This is a genomic window from Bradyrhizobium sp. (genome assembly GCF_052389815.1).
Lineage (GTDB): Bacteria > Pseudomonadota > Alphaproteobacteria > Rhizobiales > Xanthobacteraceae > Bradyrhizobium.
Genome location: NZ_JBQTHN010000062.1, coordinates 12,953 through 31,827, shown reverse-complemented (window position 1 = coordinate 31,827; position 18,875 = coordinate 12,953). Strand labels below are relative to the sequence as shown.

The window sequence follows — 18,875 nt, the reverse complement described above, 5'->3', positions numbered from 1 at the left end:
GCATTACCGCCGCATTCTTGCAGGACGGCATCATGCTATCGGCCGTTGTTTCGGCAATTCGCCCGATCTTGCCGGTTTTCGCACTTGCTGCGGCGTTGTTGCCGGGCCCTGCCAGCGCGGAGAAGCGCATCGCCCTTGTAGTGGGCAACAATGCCTATGAGAGCGTGTCGAGGCTGGAACGGGCCGTCAACGATGCCCGTGCCGTCTCTGCCACGCTGGAGGCGCTCGGCTTTCAGGTCCAGCTCGCGACCGACGTCGGCCGCCGCGATTTCGTTCGGCAGCTCTCTATTTTCATGGACCGGGTCGCGCCGGGGGATCTTGCGGTCCTCTACTATGCCGGGCACGGCATCGAGATCCGCGGCATCAACTACATCCTTCCGACCGATGTGCCGCCGGCAAGGCAGGGGCAGGAAAGCCTTCTCACCGGCGAGGCCATTGCAACCGACAAAGTCATCTCGGATCTGCAGGACCGCGGCGCCCGCGCCACGGTCTTCGTCCTGGACGCATGCCGCGACAATCCGTTCCAGGCGAGCGGCACCAGAAGCCTTGGAGGCGCGCGCGGGCTTGCGCAGGGCGCTCCGCCCGAAGGCGTGTTCGTGCTCTACTCCGCGGGCGTCGGGCAGTCCGCGCTCGACCGCATGTCCAGCACCGATCTCGATCCGAATTCGGTGTTTACGCGCATTTTCCTCAAGGAGATCGGAAAGAGGAATTACCCGCTCACGGCCGTTGCAAAGTCCGTTCAGGTGGCGGTGCGCGACCTTTCGCTGACCATAGGCCACACCCAGGTGCCGGCCTATTACGACCAGATCATCGGCCAGCTGTATCTTGCCGCCGATGGCGGCGCGCCAGCGAAGGGCGACCCGAATTTGCCGCCTGCAGCAGCTCAGCCGTCCAGGCCGCCGCAAGTCGCCGCCGCCACTCCCTCATCGGGCGCGGCCCGTCCGGTGTTCAACAACCGCGCCTTCAGCGAATACCTCGGCAAGCGAACGCCGCTGGCAAGCGCCGCCGCCAATTGGGCGAACCCGAATGCGGTGGCGAACTGCGACCGTCTCGCCAGCTATGGGGCGGACATTCCCGACTCGCGTGCCCCGCGGGTCGCGCTGAAAAACATCAACGTCAAGGAAGCTGTGCCGGCCTGCATCGCCGCCATCCTGCAGGATCCCTCGACGCCGCGCCTGCGGGCCCAGATGGCGCGTGCCTTGCTGCAATCGCCGACCAAGATCGACAAAGTGTACGGCGTCGACATCCTGCTCGACCTGGCCAAGGACGGTTACCCCGCGGCGATGTGGCGGATCGGCGTGTCGTATTACTCGGGCGCCGTCATCAAGCAAGACATGCGCACGGCAGCGTTCTGGTTCCGCCAGGCCGCCGACAAGGGGCTTGGCGTTGCCATGTCGGACCTCGCTTATCTCTACGAGAGTGGAGAGGGCGTAGCGAAGGATAGTAGAGAAGCGGCCCGCTGGTTCGAAAGCGCGGCAGCCGCCGGCCACCCGAGCGGCATGCGCAACTACGCGCTGGTCCTGGATCGGGGCGAGACTGTGGACCGCAATGCGAAGCAGGCGGCAGAGTATCTCCTGAACGCTTATCGAATGGGCTCCGATGACGCGCGAAAGAGCCTCTTCGAGCTGCACGGCTCCTGGCACGCCGACACCAAGGGAAAGGTGCAGGAGTTGCTGAGGGATTTTGGATTCTACAGGGGGCGCACCGACGGCGAATTCGACGCCGACACGTTCGCAGCGCTCAGGGCGCTGCAATCGTCGAACCCGATCGCGGCCAATCGCGCGCAATAGTATTGCCGATACCGGCGGGCGGACGTTCGGCGCCCCTGCCGGCGCGGCGCCGTCACATCAATCCATCGTGCGAGGCCGCATCGAGGCTTCAGCCTGCGCTGCCTGCGGCGCGGGAGACCGGTCTGATGTGGGCGAACATGCTGCGGGCGTTCCAGGTTGGGAAGGCTCTTATAAGCGACAGGTCGCCGTCGAGCTGGATGCGGTCCTCGCGTGTGGCCTGGGCCCATGTCAGCTGGCCAGCGTGCCATTTGACGAATGCTTCGGCCTCCGCGGTAATGTAGAGGTCCTCGTCAAGGCCGGGGTTCGTCTTGCAGATCTCGGTGTCCCCGAGTTCGATGAGCAGCCAGTAGCGTTCCCGGCGCGGGCGGCCGGTGAAGTCGAAACGGATGACGACGCGTCGATCCGGGAGGCGGTCCCGGCGGAGCGCGTTGCACATCGACCAGAGGGCAACAAAGGGGTCGAGGTGCTGGGGGGCGATCTCGAGCCAATGCGCACCCCACTCGCCGAGCGACTGGCAGACGGCGAAGAGGTCGTGGCCCGCGGAGGTGAGTTCGTAGTGGTGTCCGCGCCCGTCGGGCTTGGGTAAGGACTCGACGACACCGACCCGTTCGAGCTGCTTGAGCCGCTGCGAGAGCATGGTACGGGAGAGCCCGGGCGCGCCTTCCAGGATTTCACCGAAGCTTCCGCAGCCGACGTACAGATTGCGGATGATCAGCGGAGTCCAGCGCTCGGCGAAGATCTCGGCGCCACGGGCGATGGGACAATATTGGCCATACGTCCTCATGCGGCCATTGTCCCACACCCGTCGTCGGCTTTGAAGTCCAGTTTCTTGACTATACGGCGGTAGTTCGTCGTGGTCCGATCCGGTCCTCTCGAAGAGAGGAGGACACCATGACCACACCAATGCCCGCGGAGATCGGCCACCGCAGCAAGCAGCCAACCGTCGTGGAGCTCGACGGGTTCCGAGGCCGGCTAATCAGTGCCGACCACGCCGACTACGACATCGCCCGTGCAGTCTGGAACGGTGCCATTGACCGGCGTCCGCACCTGATCGCCCGATGCATCGGGACCGCCGACGTGGTCGCGGCCGTGCGTTTCGCCCGCGATCACAATCTGGAGATCGCCATACGGGGTGGAGGCCACAATGTAGCGGGTGCCGCCGTGTGCGACGACGGGATCGTCATCGACCTGTCGGCGATGCGCGGGGTGCGAGTCGATCCCGCCGGCCGCAGAGCCTGGGTGCAGGGCGGCGCGCTGTGGGGCGACGTCGACCACGAGACGCAGGCGCACGGCCTGGCCACCACGGGCGGAATCGTGAGCCACACCGGAGTCGCCGGACTCACCCTCGGCGGCGGCGTCGGCTGGCTGATGCGCAAGCATGGCCTTACCATCGACAATCTGCTCGCCGCCGACGTCGTAACGGCCGACGGCCGGTTGCTGCGGGCGTCCGAGGACGAGCATCCCGACCTGTTCTGGGCGCTACGAGGCGGCGGCGGCAACTTCGGCGTGGTCACCTCGTTCGAGTTCCGCCTTCACTCCGTCGGGCCCACCGTCCTGGCCGGGCCAATCCTCTGGGACGCAACCGACGCCGGGGAGGTTCTCCGCTTCTACCGCGACTTCGTCCGCGATGCTCCCGACGAACTCGGCACGGTCGTAAAATTCTGCACCGCGCCGCCTCTACCGGTCATCCCCGAGAGTCTGCACTGGCGCCCGGTGGTGATGGTCGGCGCGTGCTACGCCGGGCCGATCGAGGATGGTGAGAAGGCGCTCCGCCCGCTCCGCGCATTTCGGACTCCTCTCCTCGATCTGGCCGCGCCCAAGCCGTACGTGGCCTTCCAGAGCGCGCTCGACTCGACCGTCCTCCACGGTTGGAACTACTACTGGAAGGCAACCCACCTCCCTGCGCTCCGCGACGACCTCATCGACGTGATTGCCGGGCACGCGTTCTCGTGCTCGTCGCCGCGGTCGTACGTGGCAATGTTCCATCTGAAGGGGGCGGTGAGCCGGGTTGCCGAGGGCGCGACCGCGTTCGGGAACCGGCAAGCGTCGCACGCGATCATCGTCCACGCTGCGTGGCGGCCCGGCGAGAACTTCGGCGACAGGGAGACGGCCTGGACGAGGGGGTTCCTCGCCGCCCTCGGCCGCTTCCGCGAAGGCGTCTACGTCAACTTCCTCGGCGGCGACGAAGACCCCGACCGGGTCCGCGAGGCGTACGGCGACTCCGTCTACGACCGGCTGGTGGGCGTGAAGACCACGTACGACCCCGAGAACGTCTTCCACCACAATCAGAACATCCGTCCCAGCGCCGGCACGCACGGGGGCTCTAGGGCGCGTCCTCATTGACGCACGGATGTCGGGAGGGCGCCGCAGAATCCGTTACGAGCGCTCGGATTTCGGCGGAGGCTCGCCGCGAACGCGTACACAGCGTGGGGACGCTCAGTAAAAGAGCGTCCTCACGCGATCCGTGCATAGTTGGATTGCCACGAGTGGCCGACGCCGCCACATCAATCAAGCTCGAACGCCTCGCTGTAGTCCAGCTTCAGCGCCGGGTCCTGCTCGCTCTTCTGCAGCACGCAGTTGCCGACCACCAGCACGTCGAGCTCGTTGCCCATGAAGCAGCGGAAAGCGTCCTCCGGTGTGCAGACGATCGGCTCGCCGCGGACGTTGAAGCTGGTGTTGACCAGCACGGGACAGCCGGTGAGCTGCTTGAAGCGGGTCAGGAGGCCGTGGAACAGCGGATTGGTGTCGCGGTGCACGGTCTGGATGCGGGCCGAGTAGTCGACATGCGTCACCGCCGGGATTTCCGAGCGCGACACGTTCAGCTTGTCGATGCCGAACAGCGCCTGCTCCTCCGCGCTCATCTGGCGGCGGCGATCTTCGCGCACGTCGGCGACAACAAGCATGTAGGGGCTGTCGGACTTGAGGTCGAACCAGTCGGCGACGTCCTCGCGCAGCACGGCGGGCGCGAAGGGGCGGAAACTCTCGCGGTACTTGACCTTGAGATTGAGGTTCTTCTGCATGGCGGGCGAGCGGGCATCGCCGAGGATCGAGCGCGCGCCGAGCGAGCGCGGGCCGAACTCCATGCGGCCCTGGAACCAGCCGACGGCCTTCTGGTCGGCGAGCGCCTGTGCGGTCGCGTCGATCATCGCGGCTTCGTCGAGCACGGCGAATTTTGCGCGCGCCGTGGTCAGCCGCCGCTCGATGTCGGCTTGCGAATATTGCGGGCCGAGATAGGCGCCGGCCATGCCGTCGGCGCCGTTCGGCTTTCGCGGCCGTCCGGCAAAGCCGTGATAGGCGGACAGCGCAGCGCCCACCGCGCCGCCGGCATCGCCCGCGGCCGGCTGGATCCAGATATTGTCGAAATGGCCGTCGCGCAGCACCTTGCCGTTGGCGACGCAGTTCAGCGCCACGCCGCCGGCAAGGCAGAGATTGCGCGATCCGGACTGTTTCGCGAGGCTGCGCGTCATCCGCAGCACCGCTTCTTCCAGCACCGCCTGGATCGAGGCCGCGACATCCATGTGGAACGGCGTCAGCAATTGGTCGGGCGTGCGCACCGGCTGACCGAACAGCTTGGCAAAGCGCTCGTTGGTCATTGTGAAGCCGGTGCAGTAGTCGAAATAGGAGAGGTCGAGGCGGAACGAGCCGTCCGGCTTCAGGTCGACCAGGTGATCGAGAATGAGCTTTGCGTATTTCGGCTCGCCATAGGGCGCGAGTCCCATCACCTTGTATTCGCCTGAGTTGACCTTGAAGCCGGTGTAATAGGTCGCGGCGGAATACAGGAGGCCCAGCGAATGCGGGAAATGGATCTCCTGGAAGATCTCCAGCTTGCCGCCGCTGCCGATCGCTGCCGACGTGGTCGCCCATTCGCCGACGCCGTCCATGGTGAGCACCGCGGCATTCTCGTACGGCGAGGGATAGAAGGCGGATGCCGCGTGGCTCAGATGGTGCTCGCAGAACAGAAGCTTGGTGCGGTCGAACTCGGGCGCGAATTTCTTCAGTTCGTCGGTGAGCAGGCTCTTCTGGAACAGCTTTTCCTTCAGCCAGAGCGGGATCGACATCTTGAAGGAGGCAAAGCCGCGCGGCGCCAGCGCGACATAGGTCTCGAGCAAGCGCTCGAACTTCAGGAACGGCTTGTCGTAGAACACGACATGGTCGAGCGCTTCTGCGGCGACGCCGGCTTCAGTGAGACACCAGGCGATGGCGTTGTGCGGGAAGGAGGGATCGTGCTTCTTCCGCGTGAAGCGTTCCTCCTGCGCGGCGGCGACGATGCGGCCGTCCTCGATCAGCGCCACGGCGCTGTCGTGATAGAAGGCGGAGATACCGAGGATTCGCATCGTCAACGAAATCGCGTCGCTCAGAACAGGGTGTAGATGAACGGTGCGATCGCCGAGCCCTTGGTCAGCACGACGAGGCCGCCGAACACCACCATCATGATCAGAATCGGCAGCAGCCAGAATTTCTTGCGCACGCGCATGAAACGCCAAAGTTCTTTCAGGAAATCCATTCCGCGGTCTCTCTAGAATTGGTCTTTCATCGTTTCGGGCGACGGCCCCGGCGGCGTGCGCACGATCCAGTAGCTGTCGGCGCCGGGCTCGCGCTTCAGCCGCAGCAGGTCGCGGCCCATGGCGCGCATCACGAGGCCTGTCGGCAGCACCGTGCCGTAGAACAGGAGCGCCATGATGACGGGGTTGACGATCCGGTGCAGCAGCAGGCCGAATTTGAGCCAGAGGCGGTTGAGCGGATTGAGCACCGCCGGCTTCAGCAGCGCTGCGATCAGGAAGGCGGCGGCGAGGCCCGCCGTCCACGGCCAGATCCGCCCCGCATGCCAGGCGTTCAGGGCGGTCACCACCGCGAATGCGCCGGCCATGACAAGCCCGAACGAGCGGTCGGAGCCGGCGACGACCTGCTCGTCGCGCTCGAAGGCCTCATGGCTGGACTGGGCGCGCTTGTTCATCTCGGAAGGTTCGGGGAGGGGGCCGCCGGAGGTTTCATTCGCCGCCCTTTTATGCTTTGCAGGCTGCCCGGGAAAGCCGAAAAAGCACCCGTTTCGAGACAGGTTCCCTGAATGTCCGACGATGTTGCGATCCGGTCGCGTAGTGGCAGGCTGCCGCGGGCCCTGGTTTGGACCGCCATTGGCGCCTATTGCCTCGCTTTGTTCCTGCTGTTCGATTTCGCCTGGTCCAGTCTCACGCGGGGAGAGGAAACCCAGCGCGCGGCGCGCATCGCCAATCCCGTCTACGACCACGGCTTCGCCGCGAAATTCGAAGGGCACGACGTCTGGGGCGAGGTGCGCTATCCCCTGATCACCAACAGCCTCGGCTTCAAGGATGCATCGGCGCGGGACGTGCCGTTGAAATCCGCCTCGCGCCGCATCCTCCTGATCGGCGATTCCTTTGCCGAAGGAATCGGCATGCGCTTCGAGGATTCCTTCGCCGGCCGGCTGCAGCGCGCGGGCGAAGCGCGCGGCGACAAGGTCGAGTTCCTCGACGCCGGCGTCGCCTCCTACTCGCCGAGCATCTATTACCGGAAGGTCAAGCATCTGCTCGAGAGCGGGCTGGAGTTCGACGAGGTGATGGTGTTTTCCGATACGTCTGATGTCACGGACGAGGCGGCCTCTTATTTCTGCATCGACGAGGATCCCAAATATCGCGCCTACTGCACGGCATCGGAGGGGTCGATGCAGCCGGATGCGCGCCCGAAGAAATCCGAGTTCTTCATCGACCGCTTCGTCATCACCAACCGCCTGCGCATTTCGCTCAAGCGCTGGATCCAGTCGCTGCTCGGCAACCGCAAACAGGCGCTCTCGACCGATCGTGGCCGCATCGGCTGGAGCATTCAAGGATTCGACGTCAGCGGAGAGACCCGGCCGCTCGGCGCTGAGGGCGGCATCGCCCGATCGCTGCAGAACATGGGCAAGCTCGCCGACCTTCTTGCCGCGCGCAACATCCCGCTCAGCATCGTCGTCTATCCCTGGGCGCAGCAGATCGCGCAGGGCGATCGCGACAGCCGCCAGGTCGCGCTGTGGCGCGGGTTCTGCGAAAAGCGCTGCAAGACGTTCATCAATCTGTTCCCGGTGCTGTTCGCGGAAGCCGAGGCCGACAGGAACTGGTACGAGCGCCTCTACATCGTCGGCGACGATCACTTCTCCGCTGAAGGCAACGCTCTGGTGGCGCGTGAGGTCGAGAAACGGCTGCGCTGACTTCTCATGGGCGCTTCTGCAACACTGCTCGCCGAATCGCCCTGCCGGGCTCGCTTCGCGCGTTGAAATTTTGCCATGATGTATCTATAAGCAGCGCTTCGTTGCACTCGAACCGGGGAGGGATTTGCATGATTTTGCTGATTTCGCAGATCGACCGCCCGCGTTCGCTCATGTCGGGCACCCACGCCTAGCAGGCGTCATTTCTGCCGACATTGGTCGGGCCTGAAGTCCCGATCTTCCCGACTTCCCAACGAGTTATCGATTTCAACGACGCGCGCGTCCGGCCTGTTGCCGCCCCGCGTCAAGCATTTGGAGCCGGCTTGCGCGCCAAGCGCAGCCGGATGATGCCATGACCGCCAAGAGAAAAGACCGCCCCACGGCTATACGCGTGGTGCTGCCCTTCGTGTTCCGCCACTGGCTGGAGCAGCCGTATCGCGCGGCCACTGTTGCCGGCGGCCTGCTGGGCGCGACCGTCGCCGACCTCTTCATGCCCGTGTTCTCCGGCCATCTCGTCGACGCGCTGACCCGCGGCGCGGCGGATGCCGAGGCGCGGCACGCAGCCTTCGTCGCGTTCGGCGCCATCGTGGCGCTGGGCCTGGCCTCGATGGTCCTGCGGCTGATCGGCCTGCAGGCGATCGTGCCGTTCACGCTGCAGATCATGTCGGACGTGGCGCGTGACGCCTTCATGCGCGTGCAGCGGTTCTCCACCGACTGGCACGCCAATTCCTTTGCCGGCTCGACCGTGCGCAAGATCACGCGCGGCATGTGGGCCCTCGACCTGCTCAACGACACCATTTTGATGGCGCTGGCGCCGTCGCTGACGGTGCTGGTGGGCTCGATGATCCTGCTCGGCCTGCACTGGCCGCAGCTCGGCCTCGTGATCCTGGTCGGCACCATCGTCTACGTCGCGATGACGCTGGCCTTCTCGGTCCGCTACATCGCGCCGGCCGCACGCCTCTCCAATGCGTGGGACACCAAAGTGGGCGGCACGCTGGCCGACGCCATGACCTGCAACGCGGTGGTGAAGTCGTTCGGCGCCGAAGCACGCGAGGATGCACGGCTCGACGGCGTCATCGCACGCTGGCGCGCGCGGGTCCGGCGGACCTGGCTGCGCTACAACTACACCTCGACGGCGCAGCTCACCGTGTTGCTGTGCTTCCGCGCGTCCGTGATCGGCGGCGCGGTGCTGCTGTGGATGGCGGGGCGCGCCTCGCCGGGCGACGTCACCTATGTCCTGACCAGCTACTACATCATCCATGCGTATCTGCGCGATGTCGGCATGCACATCAACAATCTGCAGCGCTCGGTAAACGACATGGAGGAGCTGGTGGCGATCCATGACGAGCCGATCGGTATTGCCGACGCTGATGATGCGCGACCGATCGACATCCAGGGCGGACGCATCGTGTTCGACGACGTCACGTTCCTTTACGGCGGTCATCGCGCGCCGCTGTATGACGGTCTGTCGGTCGACATCCGCGCCGGCGAGCGCGTTGGCCTGGTCGGGCGCTCCGGCTCCGGCAAGACGACTTTCGTCAAGCTGGTGCAGCGGCTCTACGACGTCACCGGCGGCCGCATTCTGATCGACGGGCAGGACATCGCGCTGGCGACGCAGCAATCGCTGCGCAGCCAGATCGCGATCGTGCAGCAGGACCCGATCCTGTTTCACCGCTCGCTGGCCGAGAACATCGCCTATGGAAGGCCGGGCGCCAGCATGGCGGCGATCGAGCAGGCGGCGCGGCTAGCGAACGCGCACGATTTCATCCTGCGGCTGCCGAAGGGTTACGGCACACTGGTGGGCGAGCGCGGCGTCAAGCTGTCCGGCGGTGAGCGGCAGCGCGTGGCGCTGGCGCGCGCTTTTCTCGCGGACGCGCCGGTGCTGATCCTGGACGAGGCGACCTCCAGCCTCGATTCGGAATCGGAAGCGCTGATCCAGCAGGCGATGGAGCGGCTGATGAAGGGACGCACCTCGATCGTGATCGCGCACCGGCTGTCGACGGTGCGCAGCCTCGACCGCATCCTGGTGTTCGATCGCGGCGAGATCGTCGAGCAGGGCACGCACGCTTCGCTGACCGCGCGGGTTGGCGGCATCTATCGCGGCCTGTTCGAGCGGCAGGCCACGGAGTTCATCTCGGCTGCGGAGTGAATTGTGGCGCGTGGTTGTCCGGACAGCCACGCGCCGAAAATGGATTTTGACAATGAAAGACCTGACGCGCGGCTCTATTGTGAGCCACATCCTGAGCATGGCGCCACCGATCGTCGCCGGCATGATCACCATCATGATCTGCCAGCTGGTCGACCTGTACTTCGTCGCGGGGCTCGGCGAGGCCGCCGTCGCGGGCGTGGCTGCGGCGGGCAATGCCGGATTCCTGATCAACGGACTGATGCAGGTGCTGGGCGTCGGCACGGTCGCGCTGATGGCGCATGCCGTCGGGCGTAGGGACCGCGCCGACGCCAACCTGGTCTTCAACCAGTCGGTCGTGCTGTCGGTGCTGTGCGGGCTGTTGACCCTGGTCGTGGGAGCCGCGCTGGCCCGGCTTTACATGCGTTCGGTCGCCGCTGACGAAGCCACCGTCGAAGCGGGCACCACATATCTATTGTGGTTCATGCCGGCGCTGGCGCTGCAATTCGTGATGCAGGTGATGGGGGCCGCGCTGCGGGCCACTGGCATCGTGCGGCCGAGCATGCTGGTGCAGGTGCTCGCCGTGATCCTCAACATCGCGCTGGCGCCTGTCCTGATCGCGGGCTGGGGCACGGGCCATGCGCTCGGCGTTGCCGGTGCGGGCCTGGCCAGCTCGATCGCCGTCCTGATCGGCGTGCTGATGCTGTTTGGGTATTTCCACAGGTTCGAGCGCTATGTCCGCCTCACACCCGCGCAGTGGCGTCCACAGCTGCGGCAATGGAAGCGCATCCTCAATGTCGGCCTGCCGGCAGGCGGGGAGTTTGCGATCATCTTCGCGTGGATGGGCGTGATCTATTATGTGCTGCGCGATTTCGGCGCAGCGGCCCAGGCCGGGTTCGGCATCGGCACGCGTGTGCTGGGCCTGATCCAGATGCCGGCGCTGGCGGTTGCGCTGGCAGCTGGACCGATCGCTGGCCAGAATTTCGGCGCCGGCAATGCCCGACGCGTACGAGATACCTTCGTCAAGGCGGTGTTGATCGCCACCGCTGTCATGATCGGCTTCATGATCCTGGCGCAGTGCTGGCCCGGCCTGTTGCTCGCTGGCTTCTCGAAAGATCGGGAAACGATGGCGGTCGCCATGCAGTTCCTGCAGTTCGTGTCGCTGAACCTCGTGGCACAAGGGGTGATCTTCACCTGCCACAGCATGTTCCAGGGCCTTGGCAACACCAAGCCGGTGCTGCTGAGTTCGGGCACCCGCCTGCTCACCTATGCGGTGCCGGTGATCTGGCTATCGACACGGCCCGGCTTTGCGATCGAGCATGTCTGGTATCTGTCGATCGTGACCACCACGCTGCAGGCTGCACTTGCCTTGTGGCTGTTGCGTCGCGAGTTCAGGAAACGGCTGGCGCCGCCGGAGCGGAAGGTCAGTCCGGAGCCGATGGCGGCTGAGTAGCGAGCGCCTTCTGCCCCGGCGCTCGCGTCGATACCGTACCGCACGCAAGTGTGATCCTGCCGGACGGGCAATTTCGAACGGTCCGCCTACATGGCTCTTGCAAGCAAGACTCTTCGGGGCGAATTGCTGCGGACGCAGTGCTGGATTGCGCGGACCGGTGACCCGCCACGTTGACCCGCGACGTTGACGATGGAGAACGATATGACTCGCATGAATCTTGTCATCGCGACCGCGATGATGGCGGCCGCCGGCCTGACATCGACCCTGGCCCAGGCGCAATGGTCAGAGCCGAGTGCGTTTGCGGCACAGAACCCGGATCGCGACGTGCTCAATGGCGGGCAGCTCACGCCATATGGCCGTGCGATCCGTGGGCAGCAATACGAGGGCACGAACGCCGCCTTTGCCTCGCAGGCCCGTCCGTCATCCGGCGCACCGGTGACCCATTCGCGTCGCCGCCATCAATAACAGTCGCGCTTGACCTTCAACTCTCCACCACCGGCGTCACGCGCCCGCGGGTCCGCGTCGAGATCGCGACCGTCGCCACCACGGCGGCGGCGAACGCCACGATCTGCCATGTGATGCTCTCGTCGTTGAAGTAGGCCGCGAGCGCGAAGGTGACGAAGGGCTGCAGCAGCTGCACCTGCGATACCCGCGCGATGCCGCCCATCGCCATGCCGGCATTCCAGGCAAAGAAGCCGATCCATTGCGAGAACAGCGCGACATAGAGCAGGCCTAGCAGGGGCCCGGTCGGCAGCCGCATGATGTCGGCCGGCATGGTGAGCCATGCCGCCGGAATCGAGAGCGGCAGCGCGATGACAAGGACCCAGCTGATTACTTCCCAGCCCGGCATGCCGGATGTGAGCCGTCCCGAGAAGGCGTAGCCGATGGCGGATACCGCGACCGCCGCGAACAGCAGGAGATCGCCCGATGACATCGCGCCGCCGCCCTGGCGCAGCGCAAAAGCAATGACGAGCGCTGCGCCCGCGAGCGAGGCGATCCAGAACAACGGCCGCGGCCGCTCATGGGTGATCGCAACCGCCACCAGCGCGGTGGCGATCGGCAGCACGCCGAGCACTACGCCGCCATGCGAGGCGTCGACCGTCTGCATGCCCCACGCCATGAACAGCGGAAACAGGACGACGACGCAGATCATGGCAATGACGAGCTGCGGCCACAGCGCGCGCGGCGGCAGCGGCCGGCGCAGCGCGATCAGCAGCGCCAGCGAACAGATGCCGGCGATGGCCGCACGCAGCGCGGTGAGTGCAAGGGGATCGATCGCGGACACCGCCAGCCGCGTCGCCGGCAGCGTGCCGCCGAAGATCGCCATGCCGACGAAGCCGAGCAGGAGGCCGAGCTGCTCGCGCCGGTCGTGCGAAGCCATGACATGCGTGGTGGATGACATGGATGTCTGGTTATCGGCTTCGTCCGCATTCGCATAGCCGGCCCATTCGGTGCACATGGCCGCCATGCGCGCGTCATCTCGGTGCAATGCTGCTCCACAGCAAGCCGAGGCCGGAGAGAAACAACAGCCCGAGCACGATGTCGTAGAAATTCCGGTCGTTCAAAGTGCGATAGGTCCACATGCCGAGCCGTGCGCCGAACAGCGTGCCGGGCAGCGCCAGCAAGGCGAGCCAGAACACCTCGCGCGCGACGAAGCCGCTGGCGATCTGAAGGGCGAGGGCGGCGCCGAGCACCGTGCCGTTGAAGATCTGGAACACGCCGCGGCGCTGGTCTTTGGTCCAGCCGCGGATGCTCGCCCACAGCGTCGGCAGCGGGCCCGACAGCCCGGCGAGCCCGCCGAGAATACCGCCGGCAAAGCCGACCGCGGCATCCGCCGCCCGTCCGCCGAAGCGAAACGCCAGCGGCGTGCGGACAAAATAGAGCGCGGTCGGAAACACCACCAGCATCGTGCCCACGCTCAGCTTGAACACGGCCGGATCGGCGCGCGCCACCAGCAGCGCGCCGATCGGCATGCCGGCGAGGCCGCCGAGCACGAAAGGCAAGGCGAGCCTGAAGTCCATCAGGCGCCACATCGACGGCAACGTGGAGAGCTGCGAAGAGACCGAGCAGATCAGCACCAGCGGCACGGCGACGGCCGGCGACAGCACATAGAGCCAGATCCCGAGCGCCATCAGCGCGGTGCCGAACCCGGCCAGCCCCGACACGAAGCCGCCGGCCAGCGCGCCGAACAGCAGGACGGCATAGGTGGCGAGGTCCACTCTTCTTCTTTCCTTTTGTCATTCCGGGGCGCGCGAAGCGCGAACGCGGAATCTCGAGAGTCCAGGTCTGGTGCTGCGCACCATCCCGGAATGACGGTGTGTGTGGTGAGGCATCGTTTACACGACGCGGGCGGCAGGTACTATCGCGGGCGCCAAACGAAATAACATGGAAACGCGCCCGATGAGTTCATCCCCAAAAACATTCCTCGTCTGCCACGGCGCCTGGTCGGCTGGATGGGCCTGGAGGAAGATGCATCCGCTGATGAACGAGGCGGGCCACCGCCTGCTGACGCCGACCTATACCGGGCTCGGCGAGCGCGCGCATCTGGCGCACCCGGCGATCGATCTCGACACCCACATCACCGACATGCTGCAGGTCATCAAGTATGAGGACCTCCGCGATTTCGTGCTGGTCGGCCACTCCTATGGCGGCATGGTCGCCACCGGCGTCGCCGACCGTGCGCGCGACAACGTGAAACAGCTGATCTACATCGACGCCTTCGTGCCCGCGGACGGTCAATCGCTGCTCGACTTCCTGCCCGAGTCCGAGCAGAACCGCATGCGCGATCTTGCACGATCCGGCGACGGCTGGCGCGTGCCGCCGAACCCGACGCCACCCGACACCTCGCCCGAGGACGTCGCATGGCTGAACGAGCGCCGCGTTCACACGCCGCTCAAATGTTTCGAGACGAAGCTCAAGCTCGAAAGAGGACCGCTGACGCTGCCGCGCAGCTATATCTATGCGACGCGGACTCCGCCGCTGAACGTCTTCGGCCAATTCTCGAAGATGACGAAGAGCGATCCCGCCTGGCGCCATTTCGAGGTCGACGCAAGCCATTCGCCGAACGTCACGGCGCCGGAAGCGCTGATGGCGCTGCTGGAGAAGATATCGGCCTGACGGGCGGGGCAGGCGGGATTGACAGGCCCCCCGTCTCCCCAACAAGCTGATGCGGCTGTGATCGCGAGGGCTTGGGGGCATGGCGGCCAGGACGACGGCAGGCATCGAGACATGGTCGACCGGCCTGGTCGAACCGGAGCGGCGCCTCGATTACTGGATCGGCGCCGTCTGCGAATGCTTTCTCGAAATGGATATCACGACACCGGTCCGGTCCGGATTCGACTGCTCCATCGAGCGCGGTCAACTCGACGCGATCGGCATCAACCGCGTGCAAGGCTCGGCCCAGCATGTCTACCGCCGGCAAGCCAGCCTCAAACGCAGCGCCACCGACTACTACTATCTTCTCTGCAAGACCGACAATGAATGGACCGCTATGCAAAGCGGCCGTTCGGCACGCCTGCAGCCGTTCGACCTCATGCTGCTGGACTCGCGGCGCTGCTATGAGTTCAACTTTCCGCTGACGTCCAACACGCTGTCGCTGGAGGTGCCGATCTCCTGGGTGGAGTCGTGGATATCCGATCCCGATGCCCATATCGGGCGGCGGATCGATGGCCGTGCAGGCTGGGGCGCGGCGCTCAGCACGTTCGCCTGCCAGCTGACGCCGCAACTCGCGGTCGACCGGCCGCTGCCGGCGCAGATCCTCACCGACCAGCTCGGCGCGCTGCTGGCGCTCGCCTATGGCAGTGAGATCCCGGCTTCGCCCTCGGAGCGGCGCGATGCCGAAAAGCTGCTCGACCGGATCGCCGGCGCCATCCGATTGCGCTACGCCGAACCGGGCCTGACGGCCGCCGATGTCGCGCAGCAGCTCCGCGTTTCGGAGCGGACGCTGCACCGCTCGCTCAATAATGCGGGCCTGACGTTCAGCGGCATCCTCAACGAGTACCGCATGGCCGTCGCGCGCAGGATGCTGAGCGAGCCCCGCTTCGACCACGTCGGCGTCGGCGGCATCGGGCTGCGCGTGGGCCTCTCCGATCCGTCTCATTTCATCCGCCAATGCCGAAAGCATCTCGGCATGACGCCGGCCGCCTTCAGGCGGCAGCGCTGAACAACAATCCCCTGGCGCAATTCGGCGACGACGGTGGCCTAATCCGGCCATCCGGCGCGACGGCCGCCCCTATCAATGTCCGAAACGAATGGGGGGAGAAATGTCAGATCTTTATGTGCTCGTACACGGCGCATGGCACACCGGCGCCGAGATGGAAGGGGTTGCCGGGCACCTGCGCAAGAAGGGGCACGTCGTGCATTGCCCGACGGTTGCCGGCAACAGCAAGGACGACGATCGGAGCAGCAGCGGGCTCGAGCAGGCGATCGCATCGATCGTCCATTACATCGAGCAGAACGATCTGCACGACATCCGGCTGGTCGGCCACAGCTACGGCGGCATGGTGATCTCCGGTGTCGCCGACCGCCTGACCGGCCGCATCCGGCGGCTCGTCTACGTCAATGCCTTCGTCCCGCTCGACGGGCAGTGCCTCAACGACATGGTCCCGCCGCACTATGTCGGCCTGTTCGATGCGGTCGCCGCCGCCAACAACAATGCCGTGATGCTGCCGTTCGAAATCTGGCGCGATGCCTTCATCAACGATGCCGACCTCGATCTCGCCAAGGCCGCCTACGCCAGGCTCAACCTGCATCCCTACAAGACGTTCACCGACAAGGTCGCGCTGAAGCAGGCCCTGGCCGAGCTGCCGGTTGGAAAATCCTACGTCAATTGCCGGCAGGACATCGCGCTGCCGCACGGCCTGCCGTGGCATCCGCGCCTGTCCGAGCGCCTCGGGCTGTTTCGCCTGGTCGAATGCGACGGCAGCCACGAGATGTTCTTCAGTAACCCGGCGCGGCTCGCGCAGGCGATCGAAGAGGCGGGACGGGACTGAGCCGGCATGCAGATGGCGAGGGGCCCGGCGTGTTGCGCCGAGCCCCTCATTGAACATATCAGCCAGCCTGTAAGCCGGGTTCTGTAGGGCATCGCCCGCTTGCGCAGACGATACGCGACGGCCATTCCTCTGGGACCATGTTTGCACATGGCCTCGAGCAACCTACCCGGACGGCGGGCCTGACATAGCCCTGCGGCGTTATCGCTTTCGCGAACGGCCCGCGCTGCCGTCCCTATTCGGTTTTGCTCCCGGTGGGGTTTGCCCTGCCGCTTCCGTTGCCGGAAGCGCGGTGCGCTCTTACCGCACCTTTTCACCCTTGCTCGCCCCCTCCCTTTATCCCTCCCCCGCAAGCGGGGGAGGGCAGGGTGGGGGAAGCGGTTCGTTCTCTGTGGCACTTTCCCTGGGGTTGCCCCCGCCGGACGTTATCCGGCACCGCATGTCGATGGAGCCCGGACTTTCCTCTCCGGCAGCCTTTCGACCGTAGCCGGAGCGGCCGTCCGGCCGACTGACACCCCTGTGATGGGGGTTCAAAAGCCTGCCGTCAAGCCGCCGGGCGGGGCTGGAACCGGCTAAAATAAACTATCCTGAAGATGTCGTTTTGGCCGCCGACCGTTCGACTGGATGTCGGCGATCCAGCCGATCCAGAGGAGTACGACACATGCAGTATCTGCTGCTTATCTATCGAAGCGAAGCCGATCTGGCCAAGATGGACCCTGCCGCGCGCCAGAAGATGTCGGCGGAGTACGGCGAATTTACCCAGTCGATCATCCAAAGCGGCCATTTCAAGGCTGGCGATGCCCTGCAGCCGTCGACGACTGCGACCACGGTGCGTGTCCGCGACGGCAAGATGCTCACGACGGATGGTCCGTTCGCGGAAACGCGCGAACAACTGGGCGGCTATTATCTGGTCGAGGCCAAGGACCTCGACATGGCGCTCGGCCTTGCCGCGCGCATTCCGGGCGCCAGAGAGGGTTCGATCGAAGTCAGACCAATCATGATCTATAAGTGACGATCATTTCGGGCCTGCGTTCGGTGCCCGGAGTATGACGTCACGCACGTGCCTATGACCCCCACCGAAATCGAAAAAATCTTTCGCGACGAGGCGGGCCGGGCGATGGCCACGCTGATCCGCCTCGTCGGCGATTTCGATCTGGCGGAAGACGTGCTGCAGGAGGCGTTTGCGGTGGCGCTGGAGCGCTGGCCGAATGTCGGGGTGCCGTCCAACGCGCGCGCGTGGCTGGTCAATGTCGGCCGCAACAAGGCGATTGACCGCATCCGCCGCAACGTCGCGTTTCGCGGAAAGCAGCAGCAATTGATGCATGAACTCGAGCTCAATGCGTCGGCGCCCTGCGAGGCCGCGAACGCCGCGCTCGACGACGACATGCTGCGGCTGATCTTCACCTGCTGCCATCCGTCCTTTGCGCCGGAGGTGCAGGTGGCATTGACCTTGCGCACGGTATGCGGATTGAGCACGGCGCAGGTGGCGCGCGCGTTCCTGACAAGCGAAGATGCCATGGCGCAGCGGCTGTTGCGCGCCAAGCAAAAGATCCGCCTCGCCGGCATCCCCTATGAAGTGCCGGAGCGCGATGCGCTTGGCCCGCGGCTGCACGGCGTTCTCGCGGTGATCTATCTCGTCTTCACCGAAGGCTACGTCGCGACCGCAGGCGAAGATCTGATGCGCCCGGACCTCGCACGCGAGGCCATCAGGCTGGCGCGGCTGCTGGACGGGTTGATGCCCGGCCGCGGCGAGATCAAGGGCCTGCTCGCACTTATGCTGCTGCACGATGCCCGCCGCGCGGGACGCGAAACCGCGGGTGGCGACATCGTGCTGCTGGAGGAGCAGGACCGCGCGCTGTGGGACAAGGCGCAGATCGCCGAAGGCCTGTCGCTGGTCGAAGCAGCCCTGCGCATGCCGGGTCGGCCCGACTCCTATGCGGTGCAGGCGGCGATCGCCGCGCTGCATGCCCGCGCGCCGAGTTACCAGGCCACCGACTGGCCGCAGATCGCCGGTCTCTACGAGGTGCTGCTGCGCATCAGCCCGTCGCCGGTGATCGAGCTCAACCATGCCGCCGCGGTGTCGTTGGTGGACGGCCCGGGCCGCGCGCTCGACCTGATCGATGCACTGGAGGCGCGCGGCACCTTGAAGGGCTACGAGCTCTTGCCCGCGGTGCGCGCCGATCTCTTGCGCCGGCTTGGCCGCCATGATGCGGCGCGCGAGGCGTATCTCGCGGCATCGGCCGCGACGCAACTTGAACCGCTGCGCCGGCTCTATGAACGCCGTCTGGTTGAACTTGCGCAGTCGGCCGCGACGAAAGGCTGA

17 protein-coding genes and 1 other RNA gene are annotated in these 18,875 nt (G+C 65.7%); 11 read left to right on the top strand and 7 right to left on the bottom strand.

From position 1 onward, the window contains the following. Positions 1–32: 32 nt before the first annotated feature. Positions 33–1,790 (top strand): caspase family protein, encoded by a 1,758-nt coding sequence (locus ACT4OC_RS11060; RefSeq protein WP_444839023.1) that lies wholly within the window; start codon positions 33–35, stop codon positions 1,788–1,790. An 88-nt stretch (positions 1,791–1,878) separates the two neighbouring features. On the opposite strand, the gene ACT4OC_RS11055 is transcribed toward ACT4OC_RS11060, so the two are convergent. After that, complete coding sequence (locus ACT4OC_RS11055) at positions 1,879–2,574, bottom strand: winged helix-turn-helix transcriptional regulator (protein ID WP_444839022.1); 696 nt, start codon at positions 2,572–2,574, stop codon at positions 1,879–1,881. A 107-nt stretch (positions 2,575–2,681) separates the two neighbouring features. Between ACT4OC_RS11055 and ACT4OC_RS11050 the strand changes: the two genes are divergently transcribed. Next, positions 2,682–4,133 (top strand): FAD-binding oxidoreductase, encoded by a 1,452-nt coding sequence (locus ACT4OC_RS11050; protein WP_444839021.1) that lies wholly within the window; start codon positions 2,682–2,684, stop codon positions 4,131–4,133. Positions 4,134–4,294: 161 nt separating this feature from the next. Here ACT4OC_RS11050 and ACT4OC_RS11045 read toward each other — a convergent pair whose 3' ends face one another. The 3 genes from ACT4OC_RS11045 to ACT4OC_RS11035 are packed head-to-tail and all read right to left on the bottom strand — an operon-like array spanning position 4,295 to position 6,744. Further along, positions 4,295–6,124, bottom strand: a complete 1,830-nt coding sequence (locus ACT4OC_RS11045; protein WP_444839031.1) for a carbamoyltransferase family protein — start codon at positions 6,122–6,124, stop codon at positions 4,295–4,297. Between the two features lie 20 nt (positions 6,125–6,144). After that, positions 6,145–6,294 (bottom strand): DUF5989 family protein, encoded by a 150-nt coding sequence (locus ACT4OC_RS11040; RefSeq protein WP_212224791.1) that lies wholly within the window; start codon positions 6,292–6,294, stop codon positions 6,145–6,147. A 12-nt stretch (positions 6,295–6,306) separates the two neighbouring features. After that, a complete protein-coding gene (locus ACT4OC_RS11035) occupies positions 6,307–6,744 on the bottom strand; it encodes a hypothetical protein (RefSeq protein WP_444839020.1) in 438 nt (145 codons plus the stop codon). A gap of 111 nt (positions 6,745–6,855) precedes the next feature. On the opposite strand from ACT4OC_RS11035, the gene ACT4OC_RS11030 reads away from it, so the two are divergent. The 4 genes from ACT4OC_RS11030 to ACT4OC_RS11015 all read left to right on the top strand — a co-directional run bounded on the left by ACT4OC_RS11030 (position 6,856) and on the right by ACT4OC_RS11015 (position 12,029). Continuing rightward, positions 6,856–7,989: a hypothetical protein gene (locus ACT4OC_RS11030; RefSeq protein ID WP_444839019.1), complete on the top strand. Its 1,134-nt coding sequence runs from the start codon at positions 6,856–6,858 to the stop codon at positions 7,987–7,989. A 349-nt stretch (positions 7,990–8,338) separates the two neighbouring features. Beyond that, complete coding sequence (locus ACT4OC_RS11025) at positions 8,339–10,135, top strand: ABC transporter ATP-binding protein (protein ID WP_444839018.1); 1,797 nt, start codon at positions 8,339–8,341, stop codon at positions 10,133–10,135. A 52-nt stretch (positions 10,136–10,187) separates the two neighbouring features. Further along, positions 10,188–11,564: an MATE family efflux transporter gene (locus tag ACT4OC_RS11020; RefSeq protein ID WP_444839017.1), complete on the top strand. Its 1,377-nt coding sequence runs from the start codon at positions 10,188–10,190 to the stop codon at positions 11,562–11,564. A gap of 210 nt (positions 11,565–11,774) precedes the next feature. Continuing rightward, positions 11,775–12,029, top strand: coding sequence for a hypothetical protein (locus ACT4OC_RS11015; protein WP_444839016.1), 255 nt, complete (start codon positions 11,775–11,777; stop codon positions 12,027–12,029). Positions 12,030–12,045: 16 nt separating this feature from the next. On the opposite strand, the gene ACT4OC_RS11010 is transcribed toward ACT4OC_RS11015, so the two are convergent. Both ACT4OC_RS11010 and ACT4OC_RS11005 read right to left on the bottom strand, forming a co-directional pair. Beyond that, positions 12,046–13,032, bottom strand: coding sequence for a DMT family transporter (locus ACT4OC_RS11010; RefSeq protein ID WP_444839015.1), 987 nt, complete (start codon positions 13,030–13,032; stop codon positions 12,046–12,048). Between the two features lie 7 nt (positions 13,033–13,039). Further along, positions 13,040–13,783 carry a sulfite exporter TauE/SafE family protein gene (locus ACT4OC_RS11005; RefSeq protein ID WP_444839014.1) on the bottom strand — a complete coding sequence of 248 codons (744 nt, stop codon included), beginning with the start codon at positions 13,781–13,783 and terminating at the stop codon, positions 13,040–13,042. A gap of 181 nt (positions 13,784–13,964) precedes the next feature. Between ACT4OC_RS11005 and ACT4OC_RS11000 the strand changes: the two genes are divergently transcribed. The 3 genes from ACT4OC_RS11000 (at position 13,965) to ACT4OC_RS10990 (ending at position 16,555) form a co-directional block, all read left to right on the top strand. Continuing rightward, positions 13,965–14,681: an alpha/beta fold hydrolase gene (locus ACT4OC_RS11000; RefSeq protein ID WP_444839013.1), complete on the top strand. Its 717-nt coding sequence runs from the start codon at positions 13,965–13,967 to the stop codon at positions 14,679–14,681. A gap of 79 nt (positions 14,682–14,760) precedes the next feature. Beyond that, a complete protein-coding gene (locus ACT4OC_RS10995) occupies positions 14,761–15,726 on the top strand; it encodes a helix-turn-helix domain-containing protein (RefSeq protein ID WP_444839012.1) in 966 nt (321 codons plus the stop codon). A 100-nt stretch (positions 15,727–15,826) separates the two neighbouring features. Beyond that, positions 15,827–16,555 (top strand): alpha/beta fold hydrolase, encoded by a 729-nt coding sequence (locus ACT4OC_RS10990; protein WP_444839011.1) that lies wholly within the window; start codon positions 15,827–15,829, stop codon positions 16,553–16,555. Positions 16,556–16,609: 54 nt separating this feature from the next. On the opposite strand, the gene rnpB is transcribed toward ACT4OC_RS10990, so the two are convergent. Continuing rightward, an RNA gene (rnpB, locus tag ACT4OC_RS10985) (RNase P RNA component class A) lies at positions 16,610–17,064 on the bottom strand. Between the two features lie 149 nt (positions 17,065–17,213). On the opposite strand from rnpB, the gene ACT4OC_RS10980 reads away from it, so the two are divergent. Continuing rightward, complete coding sequence (locus ACT4OC_RS10980) at positions 17,214–17,564, top strand: YciI family protein (RefSeq protein ID WP_444839010.1); 351 nt, start codon at positions 17,214–17,216, stop codon at positions 17,562–17,564. Positions 17,565–17,618: 54 nt separating this feature from the next. Continuing rightward, positions 17,619–18,875, top strand: a complete 1,257-nt coding sequence (locus ACT4OC_RS10975; RefSeq protein ID WP_444839009.1) for an RNA polymerase sigma factor — start codon at positions 17,619–17,621, stop codon at positions 18,873–18,875.